The 26,878-nt window shown below is 68.5% G+C and carries 22 protein-coding genes; 17 read left to right on the top strand and 5 right to left on the bottom strand.

Annotated features, from left to right (window positions below; all coding sequences use genetic code 11):
* Positions 1-246: 246 nt before the first annotated feature.
* Positions 247-1,104 (top strand): hypothetical protein, encoded by an 858-nt coding sequence (locus JD79_RS22320; RefSeq protein ID WP_146220498.1) that lies wholly within the window; start codon positions 247-249, stop codon positions 1,102-1,104.
* A gap of 1,524 nt (positions 1,105-2,628) precedes the next feature.
* Here the strand turns inward: JD79_RS22320 and uppS are convergent.
* Complete coding sequence (uppS, locus tag JD79_RS20140; protein ID WP_110006954.1) at positions 2,629-3,345, bottom strand: polyprenyl diphosphate synthase; 717 nt, start codon at positions 3,343-3,345, stop codon at positions 2,629-2,631.
* A gap of 874 nt (positions 3,346-4,219) precedes the next feature.
* Here uppS and JD79_RS20135 point away from each other — a divergent pair.
* From JD79_RS20135 to JD79_RS20125, 3 genes are all read left to right on the top strand, one after another.
* Positions 4,220-6,277 (top strand): NACHT domain-containing protein, encoded by a 2,058-nt coding sequence (locus JD79_RS20135; RefSeq protein ID WP_170149281.1) that lies wholly within the window; start codon positions 4,220-4,222, stop codon positions 6,275-6,277.
* 853 nt (positions 6,278-7,130) lie between these two features.
* Positions 7,131-7,886 (top strand): HipA domain-containing protein, encoded by a 756-nt coding sequence (locus JD79_RS20130; protein ID WP_146220497.1) that lies wholly within the window; start codon positions 7,131-7,133, stop codon positions 7,884-7,886.
* Entirely contained in the window at positions 7,877-8,662 is a 786-nt protein-coding gene (locus tag JD79_RS20125; protein ID WP_110006951.1) for a hypothetical protein, read from the top strand. The genes JD79_RS20130 and JD79_RS20125 overlap by 10 nt, the downstream gene beginning before the upstream one ends.
* A 2-nt stretch (positions 8,663-8,664) precedes the next feature.
* Here JD79_RS20125 and JD79_RS20120 read toward each other — a convergent pair whose 3' ends face one another.
* Together JD79_RS20120 and JD79_RS20115 are read right to left on the bottom strand one after the other, a co-directional pair.
* Positions 8,665-9,042: a hypothetical protein gene (locus tag JD79_RS20120; RefSeq protein WP_110006950.1), complete on the bottom strand. Its 378-nt coding sequence runs from the start codon at positions 9,040-9,042 to the stop codon at positions 8,665-8,667.
* A 179-nt stretch (positions 9,043-9,221) separates the two neighbouring features.
* Positions 9,222-10,733: an RNA-directed DNA polymerase gene (locus tag JD79_RS20115; protein ID WP_170149280.1), complete on the bottom strand. Its 1,512-nt coding sequence runs from the start codon at positions 10,731-10,733 to the stop codon at positions 9,222-9,224.
* A 1,507-nt stretch (positions 10,734-12,240) separates the two neighbouring features.
* Between JD79_RS20115 and JD79_RS20110 the strand changes: the two genes are divergently transcribed.
* The 9 genes from JD79_RS20110 (at position 12,241) to JD79_RS20060 (ending at position 20,959) form a co-directional block, all read left to right on the top strand.
* Entirely contained in the window at positions 12,241-12,942 is a 702-nt protein-coding gene (locus JD79_RS20110; RefSeq protein WP_146220495.1) for a hypothetical protein, read from the top strand.
* A 1,135-nt stretch (positions 12,943-14,077) separates the two neighbouring features.
* A complete protein-coding gene (locus JD79_RS20105; protein ID WP_110006947.1) occupies positions 14,078-14,641 on the top strand; it encodes a dihydrofolate reductase family protein in 564 nt (187 codons plus the stop codon).
* A 374-nt stretch (positions 14,642-15,015) separates the two neighbouring features.
* Positions 15,016-15,666, top strand: coding sequence for a hypothetical protein (locus JD79_RS20095; protein ID WP_110006945.1), 651 nt, complete (start codon positions 15,016-15,018; stop codon positions 15,664-15,666).
* Positions 15,667-15,859: 193 nt separating this feature from the next.
* A complete protein-coding gene (locus JD79_RS20090) occupies positions 15,860-16,465 on the top strand; it encodes a hypothetical protein (RefSeq protein WP_146220494.1) in 606 nt (201 codons plus the stop codon).
* A 197-nt stretch (positions 16,466-16,662) separates the two neighbouring features.
* A complete protein-coding gene (locus JD79_RS20085; protein ID WP_110006943.1) occupies positions 16,663-17,247 on the top strand; it encodes a dihydrofolate reductase family protein in 585 nt (194 codons plus the stop codon).
* 23 nt (positions 17,248-17,270) lie between these two features.
* Positions 17,271-18,233: an alpha/beta hydrolase gene (locus tag JD79_RS20080; protein ID WP_110006942.1), complete on the top strand. Its 963-nt coding sequence runs from the start codon at positions 17,271-17,273 to the stop codon at positions 18,231-18,233.
* Between the two features lie 50 nt (positions 18,234-18,283).
* Positions 18,284-18,976, top strand: a complete 693-nt coding sequence (locus JD79_RS20075) for a VOC family protein (protein ID WP_110006941.1) — start codon at positions 18,284-18,286, stop codon at positions 18,974-18,976.
* Between the two features lie 492 nt (positions 18,977-19,468).
* A complete protein-coding gene (locus JD79_RS20065; RefSeq protein ID WP_211308069.1) occupies positions 19,469-20,323 on the top strand; it encodes an alpha/beta fold hydrolase in 855 nt (284 codons plus the stop codon).
* Positions 20,324-20,332: 9 nt separating this feature from the next.
* Complete coding sequence (locus JD79_RS20060) at positions 20,333-20,959, top strand: hypothetical protein (protein WP_110006939.1); 627 nt, start codon at positions 20,333-20,335, stop codon at positions 20,957-20,959.
* A gap of 3 nt (positions 20,960-20,962) precedes the next feature.
* On the opposite strand, the gene JD79_RS20055 is transcribed toward JD79_RS20060, so the two are convergent.
* Positions 20,963-22,414 (bottom strand): amino acid permease, encoded by a 1,452-nt coding sequence (locus tag JD79_RS20055; RefSeq protein ID WP_110006938.1) that lies wholly within the window; start codon positions 22,412-22,414, stop codon positions 20,963-20,965.
* Positions 22,415-22,583: 169 nt separating this feature from the next.
* Here JD79_RS20055 and JD79_RS20050 point away from each other — a divergent pair, with 169 nt between their 5' ends.
* A complete protein-coding gene (locus JD79_RS20050; RefSeq protein ID WP_110006937.1) occupies positions 22,584-23,741 on the top strand; it encodes a DUF2235 domain-containing protein in 1,158 nt (385 codons plus the stop codon).
* Here JD79_RS20050 and JD79_RS20045 read toward each other — a convergent pair.
* Positions 23,701-24,654, bottom strand: a complete 954-nt coding sequence (locus JD79_RS20045) for a helix-turn-helix domain-containing protein (protein ID WP_110006936.1) — start codon at positions 24,652-24,654, stop codon at positions 23,701-23,703. The two genes, JD79_RS20050 and JD79_RS20045, sit on opposite strands and share 41 nt — an antisense overlap.
* A 188-nt stretch (positions 24,655-24,842) precedes the next feature.
* Here JD79_RS20045 and JD79_RS20040 point away from each other — a divergent pair, with 188 nt between their 5' ends.
* Genes JD79_RS20040 through JD79_RS20030 form a run of 3 tightly spaced genes read left to right on the top strand, consistent with a single transcriptional unit; the run spans position 24,843 to position 26,875 of the window.
* Positions 24,843-25,682 carry an alpha/beta hydrolase gene (locus tag JD79_RS20040; protein WP_110006935.1) on the top strand — a complete coding sequence of 280 codons (840 nt, stop codon included), beginning with the start codon at positions 24,843-24,845 and terminating at the stop codon, positions 25,680-25,682.
* 1 nt (position 25,683) lies between these two features.
* The gene (locus JD79_RS20035) at positions 25,684-26,460 is read left to right on the top strand and encodes an MBL fold metallo-hydrolase (protein WP_110006934.1); all 777 of its coding nucleotides are present in this window, start codon (positions 25,684-25,686) and stop codon (positions 26,458-26,460) included.
* A gap of 52 nt (positions 26,461-26,512) precedes the next feature.
* A complete protein-coding gene (locus JD79_RS20030; RefSeq protein WP_146220493.1) occupies positions 26,513-26,875 on the top strand; it encodes a hypothetical protein in 363 nt (120 codons plus the stop codon).
* Positions 26,876-26,878 lie beyond the last annotated feature (3 nt).

The raw sequence follows: 26,878 nt of genomic DNA, 5'->3' as shown, positions 1-26,878 counted from the left end.
GAGGCCGTGAAGCCGTATCCCGTTTGCCGACCTCACGTCCACCGCCCTCAGGCTGCCGCGGCTGCCAGTAGTTGGGTCGTGTCGGGGATTAAGTACTTCATTGAGCCACCATCGCCTCTCAGCGGGCAGCAGTTGACGAGTCACGCCCTAGAGGGGCCTCCCTCTCCAGGGATGTCGAAAAGAATCGTTGACCTCGCCACGGCCTGTCGCTGGCACTTTGCTGCGGCATGTGATTCTGTCGGGTCTGTGACGCTCGTCTTTGCCTGGCTCAGGAACGTCGGAGAGATTCAGGAGTTTGTAGTCGCCTCGGATAGTCGTCTAAGCGGAGACGGTGCGACGTGGGACGCGTGTCCCAAGATCCTGCAACTTCCGAGAACTGACGCGGTGATGGCCTTCTGTGGATCCACGGCCATCGCCTACCCTGCGCTGCTTCAAATTTCGAAGGCTGTCCAGTCGAACCCTGCACAACGTGAACGCCGATATGACATCGCGGACACTTCGGATTTGGTGCGCAACATCTTGAACCAGATGTTGGACAAGAGGGATGTCGAGCGTTTCCTGCGTGACTCCGTGGCTCTAGAAAAGTCGCAGACACAGTTGCTGTTGGCGGGCTACTCGTGGCGCTATAGCGAATTCCGGGCGTGGACATATGTCTATAACCCAAAGAAGCGCGTGTATGAACGCATTCCCCTACGCATCGCAAAGGATGCAGCGGGGCGAAAATCAACCCTGCGATGGACAGCTCTTGGGGACCTTGGCGGCTTGGGCGGGGGTGTGTTAAGGCAGCGACTCAAGGCGTCCGAGGCAACCTCGTTGGACATGGAACCGCTCGAGGTCTTGAGAGATTTGATCCGGTCGGGGCAACACCACACCATTGGCGGAGCGCCTCAAGTCGTGAAGATTTACCGACATATGAATTCGCAGACCTTTGGCGTCCTCTGGCGCGAGCACGAGGACGGTCAAGCGGTAGCGACCTACGGAGGTCGACCACTACTTGACTACGAAAAGGCGTACTACACGTTCATCGACACCGACGCACCTCGCGATCACGCTAGCGCCGCACTCAAGGCCGAAACCGCAGGAGATATCCGGTCGATGACCTAGCAGTGCCGCTAGGAGGTCTTGCGGTCGTAGCGCAGTGCCGCAACCTGACACGGGAGGCCGGCCTCGCGTTCGGAGACCGCCAGATGCGTCGAGTTGCGCCTGTGGTCGTCAGCGTTGGGGCGGCTCCATGGACAGTCGCGTCGAGGTTGCAGTGGGCTCAGCGTCGTTGACAGGCCTTGGCTTGCCGCGCCTTACTCATGACGGTCATGAGTCCGCCCTAGACCCTCGACCAAGCACCGCGGCAGCTGGTCCCCGAGGCCCCAGGCCTCCGCCGACCGCGCCCCGGGCCGCCGCAGAGCCGCGGCCCGCCGAGGTGGATGACCTGCCCGTGACCGGACCAAAAGAGTCCTCGCACGACGCGGTGCTGCGCCTCTTGGCGAGTCGCGGCTATGGGGGAGGTGGTTACCGTGGTGAGTCTTGCGCTAGCGGTGCGACCAGTTGTGGTCACGCGGAGGGGTAAACGAGGATCTGCACCGGCCGTACGGGGCCGGACGACGTCACCTATCCATGACCTACGCAGCGAAAGCAGGAGCCCTGAAAGGGTTCACACGGGCGGCTCGGAGGCTCTTCCAAAGCTTCTTTGGAAGAGGCAACAGGCCAGATGACCTACGGGAACGCTTGGCGCCGGTACTTGGGATAAAACCGGCGTGGCCAGCTTGGAAGGCGGGATGCTGCGACCATGTCGGCGCTGGTCAGCGGCTCACCTCGACCTACGGAGGAGGGCCGATGCCCGACATGTGACCCAGCGGTCTGGCGTGACCCATGCGTGACCCACCATGCCTTGAGCCTGCAGGCGTGGTGGGTCCGGAACGCCCATTCGATGGCTCATGTCCTGCGGTCAGCATGGCGTCGAGGGCTCGGGCGATCTCGGCGTCGCGGTCGTCTGCGGCGGGCTGGTGACAGAGCGGCGGCCACGGAGGAGTGGCCGAGTCGGCGCATGAGCTCCTTGGTGATCGCGCCGGTGGCAGCGGCCAGGGTGGCCCCGGTGTGGCGGAGCTCGTGTGGCCGGACCGCCGGCAGGCCGATGGAGTCAGCGGCGCGCCGAAGAACCGCGTCCCAGTTTGTGTGGACGACGTAGCCCCGGCAGTTGGCGCTGGACGGCAGCGCATCTGGAGCAGCGGCGACGCGCTAATCTAGGTACTCAGCCAGTACGGCCGCGACTGCCCTCGGCAGGGCAATCGCCCGGTGCCTCGCTTGACGCGGATCCGGCCGCCGGGCAGGACGTCGGACCGGCGCAGGGCTACGCCTCCACGGACTGGAGCCTCCTGCAGGCCAGGACGAGGACGCAGTGAGCGATAGCGCGCAGTCCTCCGGTCCCGCCTCAATCGTTCGGACAGAGGCAAGACCTTGGTCGCGGTGAGCGCACGGCGCGACGGAACGCCGTGGGCTTGCCGGCGCCATGCCGCAAGGTCGCGGACTCGAATATGGAATCGATGAATAAGCGAGCGGCTCCTTCGGCCTGCGGCGGCCAATCCGGACATCCAGGGACATCCGGCTCCCACACTGTCCGTCCAGAGTGAGCGATCATGCTATCGACCCGAACCTCCGGTCGCGACGCCTATACTCCGATATCGCCTCGTGAACAGTCGACTCGGTTACGTCTGGCCACAATGTCGGCAAGAAGACCATCTCGGCGTATGCCAGACGCCATAAAGCGAAGTTGGAGAGCCGATGCTCGCCCGCGGTCCTCACAAGCATGTCAATGTCGGGCATGTCAGGATACTGCATGTGCTGTGCAATCGTACTCTCTGTTATCTCCGAACTCGATAGGCCAGCGTCAAGTATTCTCCTAACCGCTTCTCGTATCTCGTCTCGCCCCCCGTAGTTGAAGGCCAGCGTAAGAGTCATGGCGTCGTTCTCGCGCGTGAGCTCCTCAATGTCATGCATCGCCTCGCGTAATACCTGCGGGATGCGCCGTTCGGGGCGACCCATGTAGCGGACGCGCACGCCGCGTGAATGAAAAGACCCGCCGTGCTCATCTATGACGCGCCGATTGAAGTCCATCAGGAAAGCGACCTCGGCCGCGGGCCGGTTCCAATTCTCCGTCGAGAAGGCAAAGAGGGTCAGCCATGGCACCTGCGAGCTCAGGGCGGCGTCTACAGCGGCAAGAATGGCAGCCTCACCCGCCGAATGACCTTCGACTCGCTCGAGCCCGCGCCTGGTTGCCCATCGCCCATTACCGTCCATGATCATCGCGAGATGCGTAGGGCCCCCTGTAGCAGCGCCACCTCTTATTGCCATGGATCCCCCGTGTCGTCGATGCACATGGTTGGCTAACCAGGCTCGGCAAACAGTCTCGATGTAGCCGCATGTCGCGTCAACCGAGGTGGTCCTCGTAGACCTCTTGAGCGCTGGAGGATCAGACGCAAGGGTTCAAAGGCCCTCAACACCGCGGCCGGCCCTTCTCTCAAGGGCTCTCCGCCCGACCGTTGGGCTGCCACCCTTGCGTTGCTCCGATCTGGCACACTGTCGTCACTAGGCAGTCCGCTGAAGACATCCATCTGCGACGCTCGCTCGAGCCTCATTCCTGGCTCCCGTTCTAGCGGAGGCGATCCCTACGTTCAGGCGCGTTGCTTCCGTCGCTGTTGCGGTGCTCTTTCTCGGCGCACTTGCAGTACTGGCCGCTTATCCGATGCAAGGGCGCAATCCCATCTTGCCGCAACCGGGAACCGCAGAGAAGGCGACGATAGTGGTGCAAAACAGGGTTGTCGTCAACGGCGATGGGCTGGTCCTGGATCACACGCCTGCTTACCTCTCCACGAGGTTGGAGCCGTACTGTGCTGATCAGCAGCCGTCATGCATGCTTAACGGTTCACGATTGTCGGACGGTGAACGGCTTGATGCTGTCTGCTTCGCGGAGGGAGCAAGCATGACCAACATGAACCTTGCATCCCTAAGCGCCCGACGGAATCCTAACAGGGTCACATCCAACTTGTGGTATGGCGTCGTAAGCGCCAGTGGGCACCTTGGGTATATCTCCGAAGTCTACGTGACGGCCAGCTCTCGTGGAGGATTGGACCTTGCTCGCTGTCGGTAACGACGGTCCCTTTTGCGGAAGCGTCCCATGAACCGCCCTCGACGAGCGCTCATCGGGTGGTTGGTAGCGCTCAGCTTATTGGTCGTAGCCGTCTATCTGGCCGGAGCCCAGATGTTCGGTGGAGAGGAGTGGTTCGATGATCTTGTAGGATGGGCGAACATTTTTGCCCTCGTGGTTGGGGGTATTGCTCTCGAGGCATTAGTCTCCCGTCGCTTTGAACGCGCCGACGCGCGTACCGCGCGCTTGAGTGCGACCCTCGACGAGCTAGCTACACGTTTTGGTATGGAGCGGGGCAATGAACTTTCGCGCATGGTGGCGATTGACACAGACCAAGAGGGAGCCCGTATTAACCTGCGCTTCTCGCGACAGGTCCTTCAGTACCAAGCCGCCGGAGGTGCACTCGCCGGCGAGGCCGAGAACATAAGCACCTACTTCGCAAGCCTTAACCCTCGACGCCTAGTTGTCGTCGGCGCGCGCGGATCAGGGAAGACTACTCTTGCGTTGCAATTAGTGGTAGATCTGAATCGAGGTCGGGCGCCGGGTAGTCCAATCCCGGTATGGCTGCCCGCAACAAGCTTCAATGGGGAAGCTTCAATCGATTCCTGGATGGTTGACGCCTTGATAGCGCAGGGAGGCGTCGATAAGAGAACCGCCAAGGAGCTGGTTGAGCGGCACAAGGTGATCCCTGTTGTGGATGGCTTAGACGAACTTGATGGAGAAGGGACCGCGTACGAACGGGCGGCTGCAGTGGTCGCGCGCCTCAATAGCTACTTTCTAGAAGGCGTGCCGGCGACGTTTGTGGTGACATGTCGCTCAAGCGTCTATTCCGCTCTCGGTCTGCAAGTGCGCGATGCCACCGTTGTAGAGATGGAGCAAGTCTCTCCGACGGACGCGGTTGCCTATATTCAGCGTCGGCACGAGTCCGCTGCGGAAGAATTTGATTGGCACCGAGTATGCGACGTCCTCGCAGGTATTCATGGTCCGATCGCTCAGGCACGATTGGCCGAGTGTCTCGTCACGCCGTGGCACATTTCACTCGCGCTGATAGCCGCCAAATCGGGTCGTCGTCCCGATAATCTCTTTCTAGCTTCAGCGCCGGGTGCTCCCGTAATAGTGCGCGCCAAATCCGATGTCCATCGTGAACTGGTGCGCTACTTTTTGCCAGGGGTGCTGCATTTGAATGCAGTGCGCCGAGGGCAACCTCGGGACGCGGCGGTTGTCCTAAGCACGCTTCGATTCATGGCGCAACATTTGGCTGCGCAGCGTGCCCTAGGAAAGCCGAGTGACCTTCGCCTCGACAGGTGGTGGCTTGCGCACGAAAGGTGGACTCGAGTTGCACACCAGGGAGTCGGCGCCCTTGCGTGTGTCAGTGGTCTAGTTGCAATATATTTGGCTGTTGACGGCCCCAGGATCTGGTCGGTCGCAGCCGTCGAAGACTACATAAGGGCATACCCGCACCTTGATGCAGCCTTTTCGCTTGCCGCGGTGGTCGTAGTTGTGGGTTTGATGGGCGCGGTGTTCGTTACCATGTTGCGTTGCTCGTCGAAGGATCCACAAGCCCATTCTGTCAGCCTGCGCGGACTAGCGAGATTGGGCGCACTCTCACTGATTCTGGTTTGCAGTCTGGTGGGTGTTGTGGTTGGCCTGCTGGTCGGTCAAGCAGTGGGTGTACGGAGCGGGTTGTCGTTGGGGTCCGTTCGGAGTCTCGTCGTAGGCGGCGTGGCTGGCGGAATACTGGCGATGTGTTTCGGCATAGGGCTCGCAGCGAGCAGGAAGCAGTCGCAGGCTTATGAGCCAGCGGCCGTGGTTGTCAATGATGCGGCCTACGGACTCCTTCGCGGTGTGCCCTTCATCCTGGTCGGAGGTGCTGGCGGAACGGTGGCTATTGGCCCGCAATTCGGTGCGCTCGTGTCGCTCGGCGCCATGCTAATCTATGGCATGGCGTGGGGTTCCGTTGCCTCCGTCAGGTACTTCCTTGCTTGCATCCTTCTTTGGGCGCGCTGGACCCGTATACCAATTCGATTCGTTCCCTTTCTGCGGTGGGCAACCGCGGTGGGAATCCTGCGTTCGACTGGTGCCAGTTATCAATTCCGCCAAAGGGAAATAGAGGACGCGCTCGTTGCCGGGCATATTTGAGCAGCCTTGCGATCGCCCCAGGAGATGATGAGGAGTATGACTGGCCTTAAGCCTTAGCCAGACTCGCCGCGTCGGGGCTAGGGGGACGCGGAACTGTATCGGCCGCTCGACCACCTGGACTGTTGTTCGGTCCGACGTCGTGGCCCGCGTCTGCTCCCAGGCTCGGTGCCTGCAAGTAGCCGAACACCACTTGGGGATCGGTCCACGGCTCCTCGGCGTGATCGGTCCACTGCACCACCCACACGTCCGCGCTGCCGCCCGTCGCTCCCGAGCGACCACCTGACCGTCGGGCGTCCTTGCGGCCCTGGTGACCGGCGGCTGCTCGGCTCGTAGACGGCGCCGGCGCTCCTGTTCCCGCCGCTGCCTCTCACGCTCTCGTTTTCGGGCTCGGTAGTCGGGGCTCGCGCTGTCTCTCATGTGACGACGCTGCGGATGAGCCTTCAGTGACTTGTCACCACGAGTTTGGAGGCCGCAGGTGCAAGAGGTGTGTCCCCCTTGATCTCGTCAGTCTCCGGTGCCGATGGTCCGGCTCTGGGTGGCGCTCCAAAGCGGCTCAGCGACGCGCCATGGTGGGTGCGTGAGGCGACCGCGGTGCCCGGGCAGCCGTCCCTTAGGGCGGCCTCTGGGGCAGTGCCACCATCCGAGACTGCGCAGCTCCCTCTGTATCGCCACCGCACCCCGCTGCATGGCGGGACGCTTGCGCAGCGCCACGCCCGGCGACGGTGCTCGTCCCACCGAGTGAGGCGGGGACTGACATACCTGAGCGTCGCGAGACCCACCTCTAGGATCGCCTGACCGTCGACGGCACCGCCCCGCCCGTCCCCACCGAGCGAAGCGAGGAACGTTGGGCCCGATGAGAGTGCGACGGCCCGGCATCGAGATCATCTCACTGGACGCGCCTGGCGACGGCAGCAACGACACCTGGTGGGGCAGTGGCCGGGTCTTCGTCAAGCCCAGCACGCCGGAGCATCCACATCTAGCGCTGAACGAGCTGGTCGCGGCTCGCTTAGCCACCGTGCTTGGCCTACCAGTGCCGATGGGGGACGTCGGCCATTACGACGGAGACCGGGCCGCTTGGGTGAGCGCTCAGATCGCCCTGCAGGGGCAGGACGTTGCACCTCCCGACCCGGCCAGCTTGGCCACCATCTTTCCAGTGCTTACGGCCGGCATCGTGGTCTTTGACGTTTGGCTGCACAACGTCGACCGACACGAAGAAAACCTCCTCTACCACCCAAGCCTCGGCCTCTGGTTGATCGACCACGATCAATGCCTGGCCGGCTCTCAGGAGGACATCGCGACCACGCTCAGTGGGTCGAGGGACCACAGCACCCCGAGCTACGCCTTCGTTAGCGATCAGGTCATACAGGCTCACGCCGGCGAGTGGATCGAACGCATTCAGCGCCACACCGATGCGGCGGTCAGCCGCACGGTGCAGGACGCACGTGACAGGAGACTGCTGACGGCGGACCAGGGAGCCGCTGTCCTCACGTTCCTGTCATACAGGCGTAGAAACCTGGGTGCGCTGGTCCAGCGGTCCATGGGTTGGCCCTCACCGGTCCCCCAGACGAACGACTCAGACGCCCAGGAGGGAGAGACGCTGTGGCCCTGACGTGGCACCTGATCAAGTATGTGGCGGACCCCCGGCGGCGAGAGCCACGGAACGTAGGCCTCGTCCTGCAGGCGCAAGGGCGTTCGATCGTTCGCTTCGTCGGCGAGGACGAGCAGGGTCACGTCGACGGGCGGCAGGTTCGATGGCTCAACCTTCAGGTCGACGCCTACCGAACGTGGATCGACTACTACCGCCGTAAGGCTCTAAGTGGTAGTTGGGAGGACGTCAATCGCCTTGAGCGCCGCGGCCGCGTGAAGAACTTCTACACGGAACTGGGCGGCATGCGATTTGACGAGGACGTCCGGCTCGACGCCTTCTTTGACGAGTTGTTCCGCGAGCTCGTAACCGTCGAGCGCCCAGTCCGTGAGCCGCGCGTATCGCCGCTTGAAGCGGGGATCGAGGAAGTCCTCGCGATCGCCGGCATCTCACCCACACGCCACATCACCGTTCCTGGTCGATACAAGCCAGACGGAACGCTGACCCAAGTGTCGTTCGAGATGGGCTACACCAACGGTCAACTACATCTGCTGGATCAAGTGCCTGCCACGCCGCAGCAGGGTCCGCTCTATGCTCGAGACCTCCTCAGTCGAGTGACAGCGGCGCGTAACGCCGACTCCGCCCACAGCTTTCTAGCGTTCTATTCATCAACGCAGGCTGAGCAAGGTTCCACAGATTTGGACGAGGTCCTCCTCCCCCTGGAGGGAGTGGCGCTGACGGTTGACGTAGACGATCGCGACGAGGCTGTCTCCACCCTTCAACACGTCCTGTTGATCTAGTCCTACCTTGAGCTGACCCCAGCCTTTAAGTATAGGCTGGGGTAGCTGTTGGAGACGTGGCGGTCGAAGAAGTGAACGTAGTTGCGCACCGCTTCTACGATTCTAGTAAGCGACGAGGAGCCGAAACGCAGCTCCGCGGTAGCGTCGATATCCAAGCGTCTGTCCAGGTCCCTGCGCAGAGCCACGGTCTTATGGATGCTGCTCATCTGGAAGTCGGTAAGCCGGCCGCCGCCGTGTACAACAGCGTTTCGGACTTCGACGACCAAGTTGAAGTCGCCGTATGTGGGGTCGTCCTTGACCCGCAATCCGAAGCCCTCCTTGAGCCAGTTGGCGCGTGAGTCCCAAGTCCGCTGCAGATCGTCACCGACCTTGGCGAGCAAGGCGGCTCCCAGTCGTTCCCCGGCTACCACACTCGTCGAAACGAGTCGGTCCAGGACTGAAGAAAGATGTACCTCTACTGCGGTCGCGATACTTGTGACTAATTGTTGCTCCGGTCCGCCGGACACACTGAGCTCAGCGACCCTGCGAAGGCATTGTTCCCCCGAGGCCGTCAGGTCGCTTAGCTCGACGCCTGTTGTTCTACCCATTGTGCTGCCGCCTTGTTCAGTGGCGAGTCGTCGACGACGGCTCCGCGAACCTTGACAGGAGAGTCAGCCTGCTTTGCCACGGCTGCAGCTAAGCCGTTCTGAGTGAGAGGGGTTGACCTCCTGTAGAGGTCGGCTATCGCATCCTTGGGCAAGGCTTGCCGACTGGCCATAACCCATGCGGCCTGACAGCGTACTACCTCATGCCGGTCGGAAAGGCGCTCTTCAACCCAGGTCATGACTGCCCCGTATTCGGGTTCCACGCTCTCCGGAAGCGCCTGAACGATATTGAGCAACCAGAGCGAGGTCCACGCACTCTCCCTCGAGCCGCCGATCAGCTTACCAACAGTCCTCCAGTGATGCTCGTCAGAAAAAGTCTCGCTCAATGCGCGGCGCCGAAGGTATGTGCTGACGGACTGCAGTCGCTGTGGATCATAGAAAACAAGGTCGAGCAGCGTCTCGTCCTCGAGTCGTTGGGTTGCACGTACCAGCGCGCTCACAGCGCGACTTTGGAAGTTCCGTAGATTGACATCGACGTGGTCTTCGGAATCCTGGGCTTGAACGCTTGTGGCCCAATCCTCGACCACCTTGCGGGAAGCGACTTGTCGAGACTCCAGAACGTCGGCTCCGAGTAGCATTTGCTCAATATCACCGTAGGGGTCTGACATGATAAATAGGGTCTGAGTCAGGGATTTCCGCGCCTCGCGGTAGTACTTGTCGAAGAAGGCCTCTTCGGCCGCCTTGCGTTCCACCAAGGTCTCTCGCTTGTATGGGCGGGTTTTCTTGCTCGCAAGGATCAATCCAAGGTCGCGTGCATGCTCGGCCGCGCGCTCGATTACCCTGTTGGCATCTTCCCACGTGCTGGCGGTAATTCGAGTGTCGTCCGCAAAACGATGCAGATCATAGCCATCCCGCATCAGACGGCGGTCCAGGATGCTTAAGTAGGCGTCCGCAAGGTGATCACTGGCACTAAGCATCTGAGGAAGTCCACGGCCGCGAGACGAAACATCGCGGAGGACGGCAGCCAGCTCGGCGACGACTGCTGGCGCCATGGAGCGCAGCAACAACTCGTCCGCCAGGATCGAATGGTCGAGATATTCGTAGCAGGCCGCGATATCCAACTCGACGACATAGCCGTGCGGGCCCTCTAGGCCGAATTGAGTGTGCGCTTCCCAGGCGCCCTCGCCTCGGCTTGGCTCAGGCAACGCAGGTGCAAGCCGGGCTACTAACGCCGTATAGATGGCTCTGGATGCGGGCGCGAGGACTATGACCGGTCGAGGCCCGGAGCCGCTACGGGACATGGTCAGAGTTTCGGCCCAATGGCTCTTCCCGGCGGCCATCAAAGCAGCAGCATGCTCCGCTAGGGTCCCTGCGGCGTCTGTGAGTGACAGGTCCGAGATGAGTGGGGGAAAGCGGTCGAGCGAGCGGGCACCAACCACCGCCGCCCCATCCTCAAGCTCATCCGCCGTAAGCAGTCCGCTCGCCACTCGAACTCCTTCGATTGCACACCTGCGCTGCTCGGAAGCTACCGGGTCGTGCTGCATGAAGCCCTCGGTAGGCGTCGACACTGCGTCGCTCGCGGCCTCAGCGCGCGCCGGCTGTGCGACGCGAGCCTAGAGTGGGCCCAGACATCGGTGTGGGCAGGCCGCAGTCCTGCCTGCGCCACCCCGGAGGACCGCTACTCGCCAGCGGCCGCTCGTCCTTCCGCGTACTTGTGGTGGGCCGCCGTGTGTCTTCCAGACTGGGTGTGGAGCGTCCCCTTACCGCCCGCGTCCCACCGCTGGCCAGCACGACGGATGACAGACGGCCGCCCATCGACGGCCTCTAGAGACGCAAGGACGGGCAAGGCGCGGCGTCGGGCGGTGCCCGCGTCGGACGCGGCTCCGCACGCCTGGTTGCAGTTGGGGTTGTAATTGACCTCGATCGCGCCAGCGTGAAATCGTCCGCCGTCTTGTGATTCCGTACGCCAGTCGGCTCGCAGAACGGCGGCGAACCGCCACGAACACCATCAAGACGGCCTGGCGGTGCGGTGGCAGGGGCCGGCCCGAGTGGACTGCAGCACGACTACGTCTCTTATTGAAGCAACGTCGACTGGGCGGGGCAGTCATGTTCTTCGATGTCGACGCGTGTCGAATGGCGAGGCCGGAGAGGTGCTTAAGAAGACCTTGGCCCATGGCGCGTCAGCGCCAAGTGGCGTTGCGCTGAGAGAGGGTACGTCTCGGCATCTAGGACGAAGGCCAAGAGGCCTCCATTTGGTCCGTAGGCCTGGCGGGGGCCGGGACGAGTACCAGGTCGGTGACCGAGTCGGTCGGGTTGATCCGACGTCAGCGCCAGCCTCGAGGACGCGTTTCCAGGTGGCGGTTGCCGCGTCATCGGCGCCGCCGAGGACGAGGACGCGGCAGCCGCTAAGCGACCCGCTTGGCACGGGTGCGCGGCACCGGAACGACAGCGGCGCTTCGGCCGTCATGCCGCCTTCCCGTCAACCAGTGTTGCCCCCTGGGATCCTGCTTGAGTGCAAGTCTGCTGAACATCGTCCTGTACATGGCGGTGGACGACGATCAGGTCACCCAACCGGCGAGGTGTCCACTGGCGGCTCGGCCGCTGTGCTGTGCTGAGGCGGCGATGACGACAGAACCGAGCGGTGACGCCACGCAGGACGCCCCTGCCCAAACTGGCTCTCGTTGGCCCGTTGGCCCGATATTCTCATACGACCACAAGGGTCTCCCCAGACACCTATGGACATCAGGCTGTGTCCACGCCCGCCGCGCCCTATCTAGGTTCAGCTCCGAGGACCCCAGTGATCAAGAGCTCACTGCAATCTCAATCGGGTGCGCGATTGAGCTACTGAGCAAGAGTTTGATTGCTGCCACGAGTCCCGCGCTACTTAGTGAGCGTGGCGATCGAGATTCCCTTCTCCACCTGACCGATCTCGGCCATCTATCCGCCAAGGCGCCGACAGAGGTAAAGACTCTGTCTGCACCTGATGCGGTAGCCATGGCCGTTCACCTCCATCCCAGCCTCACGTGGCGTCAGGCAACCGATTCCGTCGTGTTTCGAGTCCGCAATGCCGCCGCTCACATGGGTCTTGTGGATTGCGACGATTTGCGCTCGGCCGTGCTCGTGATGCTCCGGTACGTGGATGGCTTGTTGACCATCCGGAAGGCCGACCCGGCCAAGTTTTGGGGGGATGATTTGGCTTCACTGGCGTCTGAGCTACTGAATGAAGCCACGACCGAGCGCCGGCGCATAGTGGCTGCCAAGCAGGTGATGGCGCGAGCACGACTCGCCGCGCTCATTGGCCGGCTCGATGAGAGTGCCCGCAGCGTCGTCCTGGCCTCCCTATCCGGCCAGTACGCAAGCTTCATGACTGACGAGCAGGACCAACCGCATGCGTGCCCTGTGTGCGCACAGGTTGGCTATCTGTCATGCCAAATTGAACGAGGCCATGTGCTGAGGGACGAGGCAGGTGTCGGTACCGGGATCCTGCGTACTGCTTATCCCGTCGACTTTCACTGCCTAGTCTGCGGGCTAGGGCTTGAGCGTGATGAACTTCAGGAGTTCGAGTTTCCTACGGCCATCGAACTGAAGCCCGACAGTGATCCCGTAAGTGTATGGCTTGCCAAGCAGATTGAGGACCTCGGTATCCGCCGCTCCGGCGGAAAGGCTCCAGTCATGCGCGTCTCAGATGAGTCCTAGCTAGATGACTCAGCCGTGAGACTGCGTGAACCTCGTCCCCTGCGTTCCGTAGACCAGGCCACAGCGAGGGGGCGGCCTGGTCGGAGTGGTGACTAGTCGGCTGTAGCTGAGGTATCGGCAGGGGGCAGTTGGGCGCTGCTCTGCGGGTCGTAATGTGCGAGCAGCACTCATTTCCGGGGCGCTCCCGAGGCTCTGGGCGTCCATGCGCTCAAGGTGCTGACGGACAACAGCCGTGTTGAGCGCCGGATGCGCCAGCGCCTCCGATGGTGCGTATCGCGAGCGTGAGGGTGCTGCGCCGCCTCCAGCCCTCAAGGTGCGGTCGCCCCGCGTCGTCTTGAGCGCTCGTGTCTGACGACAGGTCCCGAGGAGCTGGCCCGTGACCCAACGTGGGTCACGGGCTCTGACCGGCGGCCCGAGGCGCTGCCCACCAGGCCATCGAAGGCGAGGGCGTGACCCATACATGACCCACGCAGCGGAAAACAGGGGTCAAAATGGGGTTGTAGCGGGCCTTCCGGAGAGTCCTCCTGGACTCCTCCTGCAAGACTAATGTGCCGTCTGACCTGCGGTCTTGCGTGGAGCGGGTGACCGGGATCGAACCGGCATGGCCGCTTGGAAGGCTGGGACGCGGACGCCGCGCGATCGCAGGCGGGTGACGGACCTCTTTGGTGTCGTGAGCCGCGTCGTTTTTCTCGGCAGGCGATCTGGGGTCCTGACCTGCTAGTCCTCCTGGAGGCCGCACGGTTACCAACCAGGGACCGCCAAGGTGGCTGGATTCGCCGGGTCGTTCCTCAATCGTTCCTCAGCAGGGTCAATCGCGGGCCACCCTGACCAGCGGCTGCCAACGGTGAATCCGCAGGTCAGTGGGTGCATCCGGCGGCAGCCAACAGTGATCCACATCCCGGGATCCGTCCCCGGCGTACAGGCCGACTCGTCCGTCGTCCCCCGCCTGACCTGCGCCTCCAGGTCCGGCGGGGTCCCCGTCCTTCGGTTGTTCCGCAGCCCGCAGGAGCCAGCACGGCGTCCTCCGCGGTCCGGTCCGGTCGTCGGACTCCGGCCCCCGGTGCGGCCTGGCCGATGACTCCTCCGCGCCGTGCCGGTCCGTACTCCGGACCCCGACCCACGGGAGGCTGACACCGTGCGACGACTGACCTTCGGCATGAACGTGAGCCTGGACGGCTACACCGCCGCGCCCGGCGACGACCTCGGCTGGGGTGTGCCGAGCGACGAGCTGTTCCAGTGGTGGTCCGACCGGGTCGGGGCGACGGGCACGGCGCTGTACGGGCGCAGGCTCTGGGAGGCGATGAGCTCCCACTGGCCGACCGCCGACCAGCAGCCGGGTGCCACGCCGGCGGAGATCGAGTACGCCCGCCGCTGGCGGGACATGCCGAAGGTGGTGTTCTCCTCGACGACCCGCACGGTCGACGGGAACACCCGCCTGGTCACCGGCGACGCGGTCGCCGAGATCACCCGGCTCAAGGCCGAGGACGGCGGCCCCATGGACATCGGCGGCGCCACCCTCGCCGCGGCGGCCATGCGGGACGGGCTGATCGACGAGTACGCGATCGTCACCCATCCGGTCCTGGTCGGTGGCGGCACGCCGTTCTTCACGGCCCTGGACGACTGGGTGGAGCTGGACCTGCTGGAGACCCGCACGTTCCCTGACGGCGTGGTCCTGACCAGGTACGAGACCAGGCGCTGAGTACCTCGGATCGGCCCGGGCCGGCGGGACAGCGGGTCGTCGCCGGTGCACGCCTCCGGGAACACGGTCGCGCCTGACCGGGTCGACGACGGCGGCGCGTGTCCGGTCATCCGGGTCGGGGCAGTGCCGCAGGCGCTCGATCCGGCCACCCGAGCTGTCCAGGTGCACGGGACCGCTGTCACCGTGAACGGCCACCTGCTCCTCGTGACGGCTGGCGGGGCGACCACCACGGTGCCCCTCCGGGCGCAGGACGCCCCTGGACAGGCTTTGTGACGCAGCTCACAGTCTGCGCGGGGTCAGGGGGAGGCTCATCAGGGCCCTGCGTCGGTCAACAGACCTGTTCCAGGTCGACACCGCTCAGTGAGGAGCCCCCCATGAACCGTCTCGCACGTCTCGGCGTCGTCCTGGTCGTCGGCGGGACGATGGCGCTGACCGCGTCGCCGGCAGGAGCCCACGGCGATGGAGCGGCGCCGGACGACGACGCCGGCTGGGTGCCCATCGAGGAGTTGCGTCCCGGCTTCTACGACCCGGTCGAGATCTCGGCGTGCGGAACGACCGTCACCATCACCACCGGCGACGTCGCCGACGTCGAGGGGCGCGAGACCACGTTCCCCGACGGGGACCTCCTGTTCGAGAGGCGCGGCGAGCAGACCGTCGACCTCAGCCGTCAGGACACGGGCGAGGTGATCGACGAGCTCGACGTCTCCGGCGCTCTGTCCGAGCTGATCCACGCCGGCGGGACGGAGAGCGTCTCGCGCATGTACGGCCCGGCGATCCTCTACCCCATCCCGGAGTTCGGGCCGGTCGACGCCGCTGCCTTCGAGGCGGCCGGTCTGCCGGACCTGGGGTACTTCCGCAAGGGTGTCGTCACGTTCTACGTCGTCTTCGACCCCGAGACCGGCTCGTTCGCCTCCGAGGAGATCGACGTCGATGCGCGGGTGGTCGACCTGTGCACCTGGTTCGACGGCAACCGCGGTCACGGGCACGCGTACGGGCACGCGTACGGCCACCGGAACCACAGGTGAGCCGCGCCGGCGTTCCTCAGCCGTCTCCCACCGGGCCCGGCAGGGCGTCCATCGCTGCCCGGGGCCGGGTCGAGCGACGTCGTCGAGGGCGCCGACCAGCGTGGCCGGGACCCTTCCGTCACGTCCGGGGGCGTGCCAGCATCCGCCCTCGTCCCGGCCGACCGGGGCCGGGCGACGGACGGCGGTGAGTCGCATGCGCAAGACAGCACTCCTCTCGGCCCTCGGCGCGACGTCGCTGGTACTGATGGCCTCGCCGGCGCAGGCTGCGCCGCCCACCTCGGTGTGGGAGCCGGTGCAGGAGTCCTCCACCGAGCTCCTGCCGCCGGCGGATGACCCGGAGTTCACGGAGTTCTGCGGCTTCACCCCGGAGAACCCGGTGGTGCACTCGTACACCGCGGACCTCGAGCTCTTCGAGCAGGTGCGGGGGAGCGAGTTCCCGTACCTCGCCGCGCGCGGCACGTCGACCGACGTCTACACGAACCCGGACACCGGCGGGACCTTCACGGTCACGAACACCTTCTTCGACAAGGACCTGCGCATCGTCGACAACGGGGACGGGACCATCACCGTCAGCTTCAACACCGTCTTCAGGCAGCGCGTCTACGGGTCGGACGGCGAACTGCTGTTCGTCGACCAGGGGCACGTCCGGGAGGCCGTGATCGTCGACTACAACGGCACGCCCGGTGACCCGGACGACGACGAGTTCGTCGGCGTCGTCGACGGCGCGTTCCGGATCAACGGGCACCTGGAGACCGAGGGCCGGGACTTCTGCGCGGACTTCCTCGAGTTCACGGGCTGACGCGCCGGCCGCTCCTGCGGTCCTGGGCCTGGGCCCGCGGTCGCGTACGACCGCGGGCCCGGGCGCGGGGCTGCAGGAGCGTGGCGGTCGGCTGCTGCCGCGCCTCGACGTCGCGGGACCGCCGACGGCGATGAGTCCGGCCGTGGTCCGCGGTCTGTCTCCCGAGCGGACGACCGACCGCACACGAGGAGGGCCCCATGACCGCCGTCTACACCTTCGACGTCTTCTGCAGCCTCGACGGCTTCGGCTCCTACGGCGAGGGCGGCGACTGGGGTGGCTACTGGGGCAAGCAGGGCCCCGAGTTCCTCGACCGCCGCCTCGCCGCGTACTCCGGCGACCAGCGGATGGTCCTCGGGGCCACCACGTTCCGGGAGTTCGTGGAGGTCCTGGGCCCGCTCACCGAGACCTCCGAGGTGGACGACCCGGTGAACACCCGGATGAGGACGATGCCGACCACGGTGGTGTCGACGACGCTCGAGGGACCCCTCGACTGGCCGGACGCGACGCTGGTGAGCGGTGACGCCGTCGACGTCGTCGCGCGGCTCAAGGCGGAGTCCGACGTGCCGCTGCGCTCGCACGGCAGCCTGTCGATGAACCGGGCGCTGATGGCCGCCGGTCTGGTCGACCGCGTCCAGGTGTCGGTCTTCCCCGTGATCACCGGCCGGACCGGGGCGGAGCCGGTCTTCGCTGGTGCGGCCGACTTCGACCTCGAGCTGCTCGAGGCCCGAACGCTCGACGGCCGCATCCAGGAGCTCGTCTACCGGCCCACCCTGCACGGCTGAGTCCGGCCGGACGAGGAGCGCGCGTGCGGGTCGGACTGGACTGCCTGGTCGCGGCAGGACTCGCCGGGCACGTGGCGGGGAGCCGGGCGTTCCACGCCGCGCGGGGGGAGCGGCGAGGACCGGCGTCCCTCGAGGAGCTCCGGGAGGCGCGCGCCCAGCAGGTCCCGGCCGCGCCGACCGCGGGGGTCACCGTCGAGCAGGTCGCCGACGCATCCGGGCGGGCGGTCCCGGTGCGGATCGCGTCACCGGCGACCCGGCAGCTCCGCGGCGTGTACCTCGACGTCCCCGGTGGCGGCTTCACCCTCGGGTCCGCCGCGGGCGGGGACGCGCGCGACGCGGCGCTCGCCGAGTCGCTCGGGATCGCCGTGGTCGGCGTCGAGCACCGGCTCGCCCCCGAGGACCCCTGGCCGGCCGCGCCCGACGACTGCGAGGCCGCCGCGCTCTGGCTCCTCGACCACGCCGGGGTCCGGTTGGGCACGACCGCGCTGGCGATCGGCGGCAGCTCGGCCGGAGCCACCCTCGCCGTCACCACGCTGCTCCGGCTGCGGGACCGGGGCCTCGCGGACCGCGTCTGCGGCGCCGTGCTGCAGTTCGGGACCCACGACCTGAGCGGCCGGACCCCGACGGGCCGCCGGATCGCCGGCGAGTACTTCCTCGAGGCCCACGTCGGCCACGTCGCCGACCGCACCGCCCCCGACGTCTCCCCGGTCTTCGGCGACCTGCACGGCCTTCCGCCGACACTGCTGGTCGTCGGGGCGCTGGACATCCTGCTCGAGGACAACCTGGTCATGGCCGCCCGGCCGTCCGCGGCGGGCAACGAGGTCGACCTCCGCGTCTACCCGGAGTCGCCGCACGGCTTCACCGGCCACCCGACCGGCATGGCGAGAGCCGCGCTGGGCGACCGGGACGCCTGGCTCACCGAGCGCCTGGCCGCGGCGCGGGTGGCCGGCGGAACCGCGTTGCGTCCCGCCGCGGGAACGTCCTAGCGTCGCTGCCCTGCCCGCGCCCGGGTCGGCGGATCGGAGATGCGGAGCCCATGGCCTGTGACCTCGTCGCGCTCGACGTCGACGCGCTCGACCCGCTCCGGCTCGCGCGCTTCTGGGCCGGCGTCCTGGGGTGGGAGCCCGACGGCGCCGCGCTCGTGCCGACCGACGACACCGGCTTCCGGCTCCGCTTCGTGCCGACGCGGGAGCCGAAGGCCACGCAGAACCGGAGGCACCTCGACCTGACCAGCACGTCGCTGGAGGACCAGCGGCGGACGGTGCAGCGGGCGCTCGCGCTGGGCGGCCGGCACGTCGACGTCGGTCAGCGCCCGGAGGAGGACCACGTCGTGCTCGGCGACCCCGAGGGCAACGAGTTCTGCGTCATCGGACCCGGCAACCGGTTCCTCGCCGACTGCGGCTTCGTCGGAGCGCTCGCGTGCGACGGCTCGCAGGCGGTCGGCCACTTCTGGAGTCGGGCGCTGGGCTGGCCGCTGGTCTGGGACCAGGACCAGGAGACCGCGATCCGCTCGCCGCACGGCGGCCCGAAGGTCACCTGGGGCGGCCCGCCCGTCGAGCCGCCGGCCGGCGACGACCGCTGGCGCTTCGACCTCGCGGCCGACGGCGACCTGCGGGCCGAGGTGGAGCGCCTGGTCTCGCTCGGGGCGACCCGGGTGGGCACCGCCCGCGACGGGCGGGTGCTCATGACCGATCCCGACGGCAACGGGTACACGGTGTCGACCCGCTGATCCCCCGGGAGGACCCCCGTGCCGCCACGTACACGGTTGCCCGTCGCCGCCCACTGCCGGGTGGTCGTCGACGACGACCGGGCCGGGGACTGACGGTCTCGTCGCGCTGGCCCACCACCTGCCGTCCCCGACCAACCCCTCGTCGGCGGGCCGGAGCGGCCGGCGGTCCACGTCGGGTGCGCGGCGGCTCTCGGGACGGGCGGCGGCCGGTCGCACCCAGCGACGAGTCGAGCACCTGGGCGACGGCCGGGGCGGATCGCCGGCTCGGCGGCCCGCCGGGTGTACACCGAGGTCGACGTCCGGCTCCTGGTCGGGGACGTGCTCGCCCGGCTGCGCCGGCACGAGCGGCAGCGCACCGCCGCCTCCTGACCGAGCCGGCTCCCCGCCGACGCGGTCGGGGAGACCGTCGGCGTGCGCCAGCTGACGAGCACGACACCACGGCCCGGCTGCGCGACGATGCCCCTGCCGCGGGGACCACCGAGGAGGAACGCCGTGACCGATGCCGCACCGCCGACGACCGGGTACGCCCCGGTGAACGGGCTGCAGATGTACTACGAGGTGCACGGGGCGGGCACGAGCGCGGCGCCGGTCCTCCTCCTGCACGGCGCCTACATGTCGGCCGGCGACCTCGCGCCGCTGGTCTCGGTGCTGGCCGCCACCCGGCAGGTCGTCGTGCCGGACCTGCAGGCGCACGGCCGGACCGCCGACGTCGACCGGCCCCTCACCTACGAGGGCATGGCCGACGACGCCGCCGGCCTGCTGGCGCACCTCGGCACCGGCCCGGCCGACGTCGTGGGCTACAGCATGGGGGGTGCCGCCGCGCTGCAGGTGGCCGTCCGCCACCCCGACGTCGTCCGCCGGCTGGTGGTCGTCTCCGCGAGCCACTCGAGCGCGGGGACGCAGCCGGAGCTGCTCGAGATGATCCCGTCCATCACGCCCGAGCTGTTCGCCGGCTCCCCGATGGAGGCCGCCTACCAGGAGCTCGCGCCCGACCCGGCGCACTTCCCGGTCCTGGTGCAGAAGCTCAAGACCCTCGACGAGACCCCCTTCGACTGGCCGGCCGAGGACATCCGCGGGATCGCCGCGCCGGCCATGGTCGTCGCCGGGGACGCCGACGCCGTCCGCGCCGAGTCCGCCGTGGAGCTGTTCCGCCTCCTCGGCGGCGGCGGGATGGGCGACCTGTCCGGCCTGTCCACGGCGCGCCTGGCGGTCCTGCCGGGGACCACGCACTTCATGCCACCGGGCAGCGGCGTCCTCGACCGGCTGGACTGGCTGCTGCCGATGGTGCTCGCGTTCCTCGACGAGCCCTCCGTGGAGGAGGGCGTCACCGGGGGAGCGGCCGGGTAGCGGGACGGCATGGACCTGTTCGCGCTGCCCCGTGCCGTCACGGCGTCCGCCCTCGCCCTGGGGACGGCGGTGCGCGGTGCCCGGGTCTTCCACCCCCGTGGGCAGGCGTCGTCGGGCACCGTGGCCACCGACGGCGGTGGTGGCTGGGGCGCGCGGCTCCTCGACGAGGCGGGCCGGCACGACGTCGTCGTCCGCGTCTCCCGCGGGGTCGGGCTGCCCGAGCCGCTGCCCGACGTCGTGGGCCTCGCCGTCCGCCTCCCCGGCCTGGGGAGGGGAGGGGGGCCGCTGGACCTGCTGGTCAACACCTCCGGCGGCCCGCCCGGCCTGCGCCACCTCTTCCTGCCCGCGCCGCTCGGCCGGACGTACTCCTCCGTGCTGCCCTACCGCACCGGCAGCGGCCGCACGGTGGTGCTCGGCGCGCGGAGCGACGGCGACGGCTGGGAGCTGCTCGCGGCGCCGCTCACCGGCGGCTGGACCCGGTGGGGCCGGCTGACCCTGGGCGCGCCGCTGTCCGAGGCGGAGTCCGAGGAGCTGCGCTTCCTGCCGACCGTCGGTGCCGACGACCTGCAGCCGGTCGCGCTGTTCCGCGCTGTCCGCGACCTCTCCTACCGCGAGAGCCAGGCGCTGCGCCCCTGAGGGTCAGGCGTCCGGCTGCCGCGCCCGGTGGTGCGGGCTGTCGGGGTTCAGCAGCGAGTGCTTGCGGCCGTAGGTGAAGTAGATGACGAAGCCGATCACGAGCCAGACCCCGAAGCGCGCCCACGTCTCCCACGGCAGCTGCCAGATCAGGAACAGCGACGCGACGACCCCGAACGCCGGGACCACCGGCATGAGGGGCAGGCGGAACGACCGGGGCGTGTCCGGCCGCGTGTAGCGGAACAGGATGACCGCGACGCAGACGACGATGAACGCCGAGAGGATGCCGATGTTCGTCAGGTCGGCCACGGCGCGGATGGGGAAGACGCCGGCGAGCACGGCCGACCCGATGCCGGCGATCCAGGTCACCCGCTGCGGCGTGCCGCTGCGGTCCACCTTGGCGAACCACGGGGGCAGCAGCCCGTCGCGGCTCATCGAGAACCAGACGCGGGTGACGCCGAGCAGGAAGGTCAGCATCACGGTCAGGATCGACAGCACGGCGAAGACCGAGATGATGCTGGCGACCACCGACAGGCCCACGCCCTCGAAGGCCGAGGCGAAACCGGCGGTCGGGTCGATGTCCCGGTAGTCCTGCATGCCGGTGAGCACCAGCGTCGCGGCGACGTAGAGCAGCATCGCGATGACCAGCGACAGGATGATCGCCTTCGGCATGTGCTGCTTGCCGTCCTCCGCCTCCTCGGCGGCGGTGCTCATGGCGTCGTAGCCGAAGACCGCGAAGAAGACGGTGGCCGCGCCGGTGAGCACCGGGCCGAAACCGGACGGCAGGAACGGGTCGTAGTTCCCGGCCTCGATGTAGAAGACGCCCAGCCCGATGATGCCGAGGATCAGCAGGATCTTGATCCCCACGGCCACCAGCTCGAACCGGCCGAAGGTCTTCGTCCCGCGGCTGAGGATGAACGTGACCAGCAGGCAGATCAGGACGGCCGGGACGTTGACGACGCCCCCCTCCTCGGCCGAGGCGGTGAGCGACGTCGGCAGGGTGAGCCCGAGGTTGTCGAGCAGCTCCCCGAGGTAGCCGGAGATGCCGATCGCGACGACCGCGACGATGGCGATGTACTCCAGGAGCAGGTCCCAGCCGATGAACCAGCCGACGATCTCGCCGAGGGCCACGTAGCCGTAGGTGTAGGCCGAACCGGCCCGCGGGATCATGCCGGCGAACTCGGCGTAGGACAGCGCCGCCGCCGCCGACGCCAGGCCGGCGATGAGGAAGGCGATGAGGACGGCCGGACCGACGCCCTCGTTGTCCGCGTCCCCGGCGGCCACGAGCCCCGCGAGGGAGAAGATCCCGACGCCGATGATGCCGCCGACGCCGATCGCGGTCAGCTGCCAGAGGCCCAGGCTCTTGGCGAGCCTGCCGCCGGCGGTGCGTTCCTCCTCGTCCTCCATCTGCTCGACCGGCATGCGCCGCCAGACGGAGTGCCGGGCCGGAGTGCTCATGCGCGCCCCCTCGTCTCGGGCCCCGTGGAGGAGAGGGTGCTCGCCCTCCCGAGAGTCGGCAAAGCGAGGCGCGCGACGGGTCGGCGGAGCGAGGCCCGGCGCGCGGGCCTTGTCGGCCGGAGCGCGGGGGAGCACCATGACCCCAGCACCGTGACCCGCGGGAGGCGCCGTGCCGAAGCGACTGGTCATCTGCTGCGACGGCACCTGGAACACGCCCGACCAGGCGACCGAGGGCTGGCCCTGCCCCACCAACGTCACCAAGGTCGCGCTGGAGATCGCGCCCACCGGCGAGGACGGGGTGCGGCAGTGCATCTACTACCTGCGGGGCGTCGGCACCGCGCGCGGGGAGCGGTTCCGGGGGGGCGCGTTCGGCGTCGGCCTGTCCCGCGCCGTCAAGGACGCCTACCGCACGATCGTCGAGAACTACGAGCCCGGCGACGAGCTGTGGTTCTTCGGCTTCAGCCGTGGGGCCTTCACCGCCCGCAGCACCGCCGGCCTCGTCCGCACCGCGGGCGTCCTCGAGCGCCGGCACGCCGACCGGCTCGACGAGGCCTACGAGCTCTACCGCTGCCGGGAGGCGCACCCGCGGGGCACCGAGGCCCGGCTGTACCGGCGCTCCTACTCCTGGGAGCCCGAGATCACCTTCATCGGCGTCTGGGACACCGTCGGCGCGCTCGGCCTCCCGGTCCGGGGCTTCGGGTGGCTCAACCGGCGGTGGGCGTTCCACGACACCACGCTGAGCTCGACGGTCCGCAACGCCTTCCAGGCGCTGGCCGTGGACGAGTTCCGGCGCGCGTTCCGGCCCACGCTGTGGGAGCCGCACTGGGACGACACCCACCCGCCCGGCCAGCGGCTGGAGCAGGTCTGGTTCGCCGGTGCCCACTCCGCCGTCGGCGGCGGGTACCGCGACACGTCGCTGTCCGACGTCGCGCTGCTGTGGATGGTCGAGCGGGCCCGCGAGTGCGGGCTGGGCTTCGCGCCCGACGCGTTCCTCCCGGCCGGGAAGGGCCCCGACGACGACCGCCCGCACCCCGCGCCGGACCCCTGCGGGGAGCTCCGGGAGTCCCGGACCGGTCTCCACCGGCTCCTCCCGCGCCGGCGCCGGCCGATCGGCACCACGCACCCGCGCACCGAGTCCCTCGCCTCGACCGCCGCTCTGCGGTACCGCCAGGACTGGGCCTACCGGCCGGCCAACGTCGCCGCGTACCTCGCCCGCGGCGGCCGGTGCGCGGAGGTGGGCGTTCCCGTGCGCGAGCAGCGGGTCCGGCGGACGCCCGAGGACGCGCTCAGTGACCGCCGGCCGCCCGCTGCCACTCCCGGGGGCTGACGCCGTACGCGCCGCGGAACCGGCGGGCGAAGTGGCTGGGGTCGGTGAACCCGCAGGCACGCGCGACCGCGGCGACCGACCGCCGGCGGCCGGCGGGAGAGGACAGCCGCGAGCGCGCCGCCTCCAGCCGCTGGGTGATGACCTCCTGCTCGAGGCTGACCCCCGCGGCGGCGAGGGCCTTGTAGAGCTGGCGCACCGAGACGCCGTGGGCCCGGGCGACCGCCGCGGGGGTGAGGCCGGGATCGGTCAGGTGCCGCGCCACGTGCGCCCGCACCCGGGTCACGAGCGTGTCCTCGCGCACCCCGGGCCCGTGCCGCCCGTCCCCGGCCGCCGACACCACCAGCGCCCGCACCAGCTCGACGGTCGCGGCGCCCAGCGCGGCGGCGCCCGGGTCGGCCGACAGCTCGGGGGCGTCGTCGGCGATCCGCTGCAGGTGGGCGCGGACCAGGTCGTGCAGCGGGCTGGCCCGCAGCCGCGGCGTCGCCCGGCGGACGACGTCGACCGGCAGGCCGAGCTGGTCGAGGGGCACCAGCAGCGCTCGGGACCCGCCGCCGGTGGCACAGCCGAACCCGTAGGGCGCGGTCGTGTCCACGAGCATCAGGTCGCCGTCGCGCACGTGCTGCTCGTGGCCGAGCTGGGCGAACTCGCCGCGGCCGCGGTGCTGGAAGGCCAGGCACACCACGGCCGCGTCGTCGCGGGCGACGTGCCGCGCGGTGCGCACCATCCGGAAGCGGGTGGCGTCGGTGGCCAGCAGGGCGGCCGTCCCGTAGGGGAACAGCTGCATGCGCGCCTGCATCGCCGCGGGTTCCTCGCCGTGCTCGACGCGGCAGGCCGCCGACGCCTCCTGCATCGCGGCGCGGAAGGCCTCCGCGCGGTCGGCGCGGGGGAGCGGGGTGGTGTCGAAGAGCAGCATCGCGCCGTCCCTGGGCCTCGGGCAGCTGACGTCCCCCGTGGACGCCGTCGAGCCTGGCAGAGCGGTGCCGTGACCGGAACCCGCCCGCGGGTGCAGCCAGGGACCGGAGTCGTGCACGGACGGCCCGGTCCCCGGCCCGGCGCGCTGCCAGGCTCCGGCTGACCGGCCACCACCCCCGAGGAGCGACCGTGAGCACGCAGCCGTCCGCGCCGGACACCATCGTCCTGATCCACGGCTTCTGGGTGACCCCGCGCAGCTGGGAGCACTGGAGGACGCACTACGAGGCGCGCGGCTTCCGCGTGCTCACCCCGACCTACCCGGGCTTCGAGGTCGAGGTCGAGGCGCTGAACGCCGACCCGACGCCGATCGCCGAGGTGACGCTGCCGCAGATCGTCGACTCCCTGGCCGAGGTCGTCGGTGGGCTCGGGTCCCCGCCGGTGCTCGTCGGGCACTCCGCCGGCGGCACGATCACCCAGCTGCTGCTCGACCGCGGGCTCGGCGCCGTCGGGGTGGTGCTCAACTCGGCGCCGACCGAGGGGGTGAAGGTCGTCCCCCTGTCGCAGCTGCGCTCGACGTGGGCGGTGCTGAGGAACCCGGCCAACCGGCACCGCGCCGTGGGGCTGACCGAGGAGCAGTGGCACTACGCCTTCACGAACACCTTCGGCGAGGAGGAGTCGCGGGCGCTGTACCGGCGCTACCACGTGCCGGCGTCGGGCCGGATCCTGTGGAACTCCGTGCTGGCCAACCTGATGCCCGGCCCGCAGGACGCGCACGTCGACTACGCGAACGACGCCCGCCCGCCGCTGCTGTTCGTGTCCGGCGGCGAGGACCACATCATGCCGCCGGCGATCCAGCGGTCGAACGCGAAGCACTACCGCGGCGACACGGTGACCGAGATCCGCGAGTACCCCGGCTACCCGCACCTGCTGCCCGCCGCGCCGGGCTGGGAGCGGATCGCCGACGAGGTCCTCGACTGGGCGCTGGCCCACGCCACCGGCGCCCGGTCCCCGGTCGCCGGTGCGCAGTGACGTGCGCCTGACGCACGTCGGCGGCCCGACCCTGCTGGTGGAGGTCGGCGGCCACCGGCTGCTCACCGACCCGACCTTCGACCCGCCGGGACGGCACTACTCCTTCGGCTGGGGCACCGGGTCGACGAAGACGGGCGGTCCGGCCCTGTCCCCGGGCGAGGTCCTGCCCGTCGACGCGGTGCTGCTCACCCACGACCACCACGCCGACAACCTCGACGACGCCGGCCGGGCGCTGCTGGCGCAGGTGCCGGTGGTCGTGACGACCGCCTCCGGCGCGCGCCGGCTCGGCGGCGGCGCGCGCGGGCTGCGCCCCTGGGAGACGACGGTGCTCGACGGGCCGGGCCGCCCGCCGCTGGAGGTGGTCGCCACCCCGGCGCGGCACGGCCCGCCGCTGAGCCGCCCGGTCGTCGGCGACGTCGTCGGGTTCGCGGTGCGCGAGCCGGGCCGGACCGACGGCGTCCTGTGGATCTCCGGAGACACCGTGGCGTTCAGCGGGCTGCGGCAGGTCGCCGAACGGCTGCGGGTCGACGTCGCCGTGCTGCACCTCGGCGGCGTCCGCTTCCCGGTGAGCGGGCCGGTGCGGTACTCGATGACCGGCCGGCAGGCCGCGGCCGTGGTCCGGTTGACCGCGCCGCGGGTCGTCGTGCCGGTGCACCACGAGGGCTGGAGCCACTTCCGCCAGGGCCGGGAAGGCGCCGAGCGCGACCTGGCGGCCGCACCGGAGGAGGTCCGCCGGCGCGTCCGCTGGCTCGATCCCGGCGTCGCCGCCGAGGTCTGACGCGCGACCGCTCCTCCTGGCCCTCCGGGCGACCGGGGCCGATCATGGGGTGATGACGGTCACCGCACTGCCGGCGCGGGCTCGATGGGTGTGGGACGCGCGCGACCGGACCCGCGCGGTCCGCGTCTCCGCGCACCCGGCGCAGGGCCTGCTCAACCTGAGCATCTGGCGTGACGACCTGTGCGTCGGGACCGTCAAGCTGCGCCCGGACGAGGTGTCCGGCCTGGTGTCCGGGCTGACCGACGGCCTCGCCCAGCTCGCCGCGACCCCGCCGCCGGCCGCGGGCCCGGCGACGGTCACCGACCTGGAGGCGCGGCTGGCCGCCGTCGAGTCGCGGCTGACGGCGCCGCCGCCGTCGGCCGGCCGGCTGCTGCGGGCCGTGCTGCGGCACGCGCAGGACCGCCTCCGCCGCTGAGGC

Origin of the sequence: Geodermatophilus normandii, assembly GCF_003182485.1 — a bacterium.
GTDB classification, from domain to species: Bacteria; Actinomycetota; Actinomycetes; order Mycobacteriales; family Geodermatophilaceae; genus Geodermatophilus; species Geodermatophilus normandii.
Note: the sequence above shows the minus strand (reverse complement) of the source record. Positions and strands in the feature narration are given on the sequence as shown.

Bases quoted from the DNA above. Each gene is read 5' to 3' on its own strand.
- JD79_RS20030 (WP_146220493.1), top strand. From the start codon at position 26,513: ATGACGGTCACCGCACTGCCGGCGCGGGCTCGATGGGTGTGGGACGCG.
- JD79_RS20090 (WP_146220494.1), top strand. From the start codon at position 15,860: ATGCGCAAGACAGCACTCCTCTCGGCCCTCGGCGCGACGTCGCTGGTA.
- JD79_RS20075 (WP_110006941.1), top strand. From the start codon at position 18,284: ATGGCCTGTGACCTCGTCGCGCTCGACGTCGACGCGCTCGACCCGCTC.
- JD79_RS20045 (WP_110006936.1), bottom strand. From the start codon at position 24,654: ATGCTGCTCTTCGACACCACCCCGCTCCCCCGCGCCGACCGCGCGGAG.
- uppS (WP_110006954.1), bottom strand. From the start codon at position 3,345: ATGGCAATAAGAGGTGGCGCTGCTACAGGGGGCCCTACGCATCTCGCG.
- JD79_RS20110 (WP_146220495.1), top strand. From the start codon at position 12,241: ATGGCCGTTCACCTCCATCCCAGCCTCACGTGGCGTCAGGCAACCGAT.
- JD79_RS20055 (WP_110006938.1), bottom strand. From the start codon at position 22,414: ATGAGCACTCCGGCCCGGCACTCCGTCTGGCGGCGCATGCCGGTCGAG.
- JD79_RS20060 (WP_110006939.1), top strand. From the start codon at position 20,333: ATGGACCTGTTCGCGCTGCCCCGTGCCGTCACGGCGTCCGCCCTCGCC.
- JD79_RS20095 (WP_110006945.1), top strand. From the start codon at position 15,016: ATGAACCGTCTCGCACGTCTCGGCGTCGTCCTGGTCGTCGGCGGGACG.
- JD79_RS20130 (WP_146220497.1), top strand. From the start codon at position 7,131: ATGAGAGTGCGACGGCCCGGCATCGAGATCATCTCACTGGACGCGCCT.
- JD79_RS20085 (WP_110006943.1), top strand. From the start codon at position 16,663: ATGACCGCCGTCTACACCTTCGACGTCTTCTGCAGCCTCGACGGCTTC.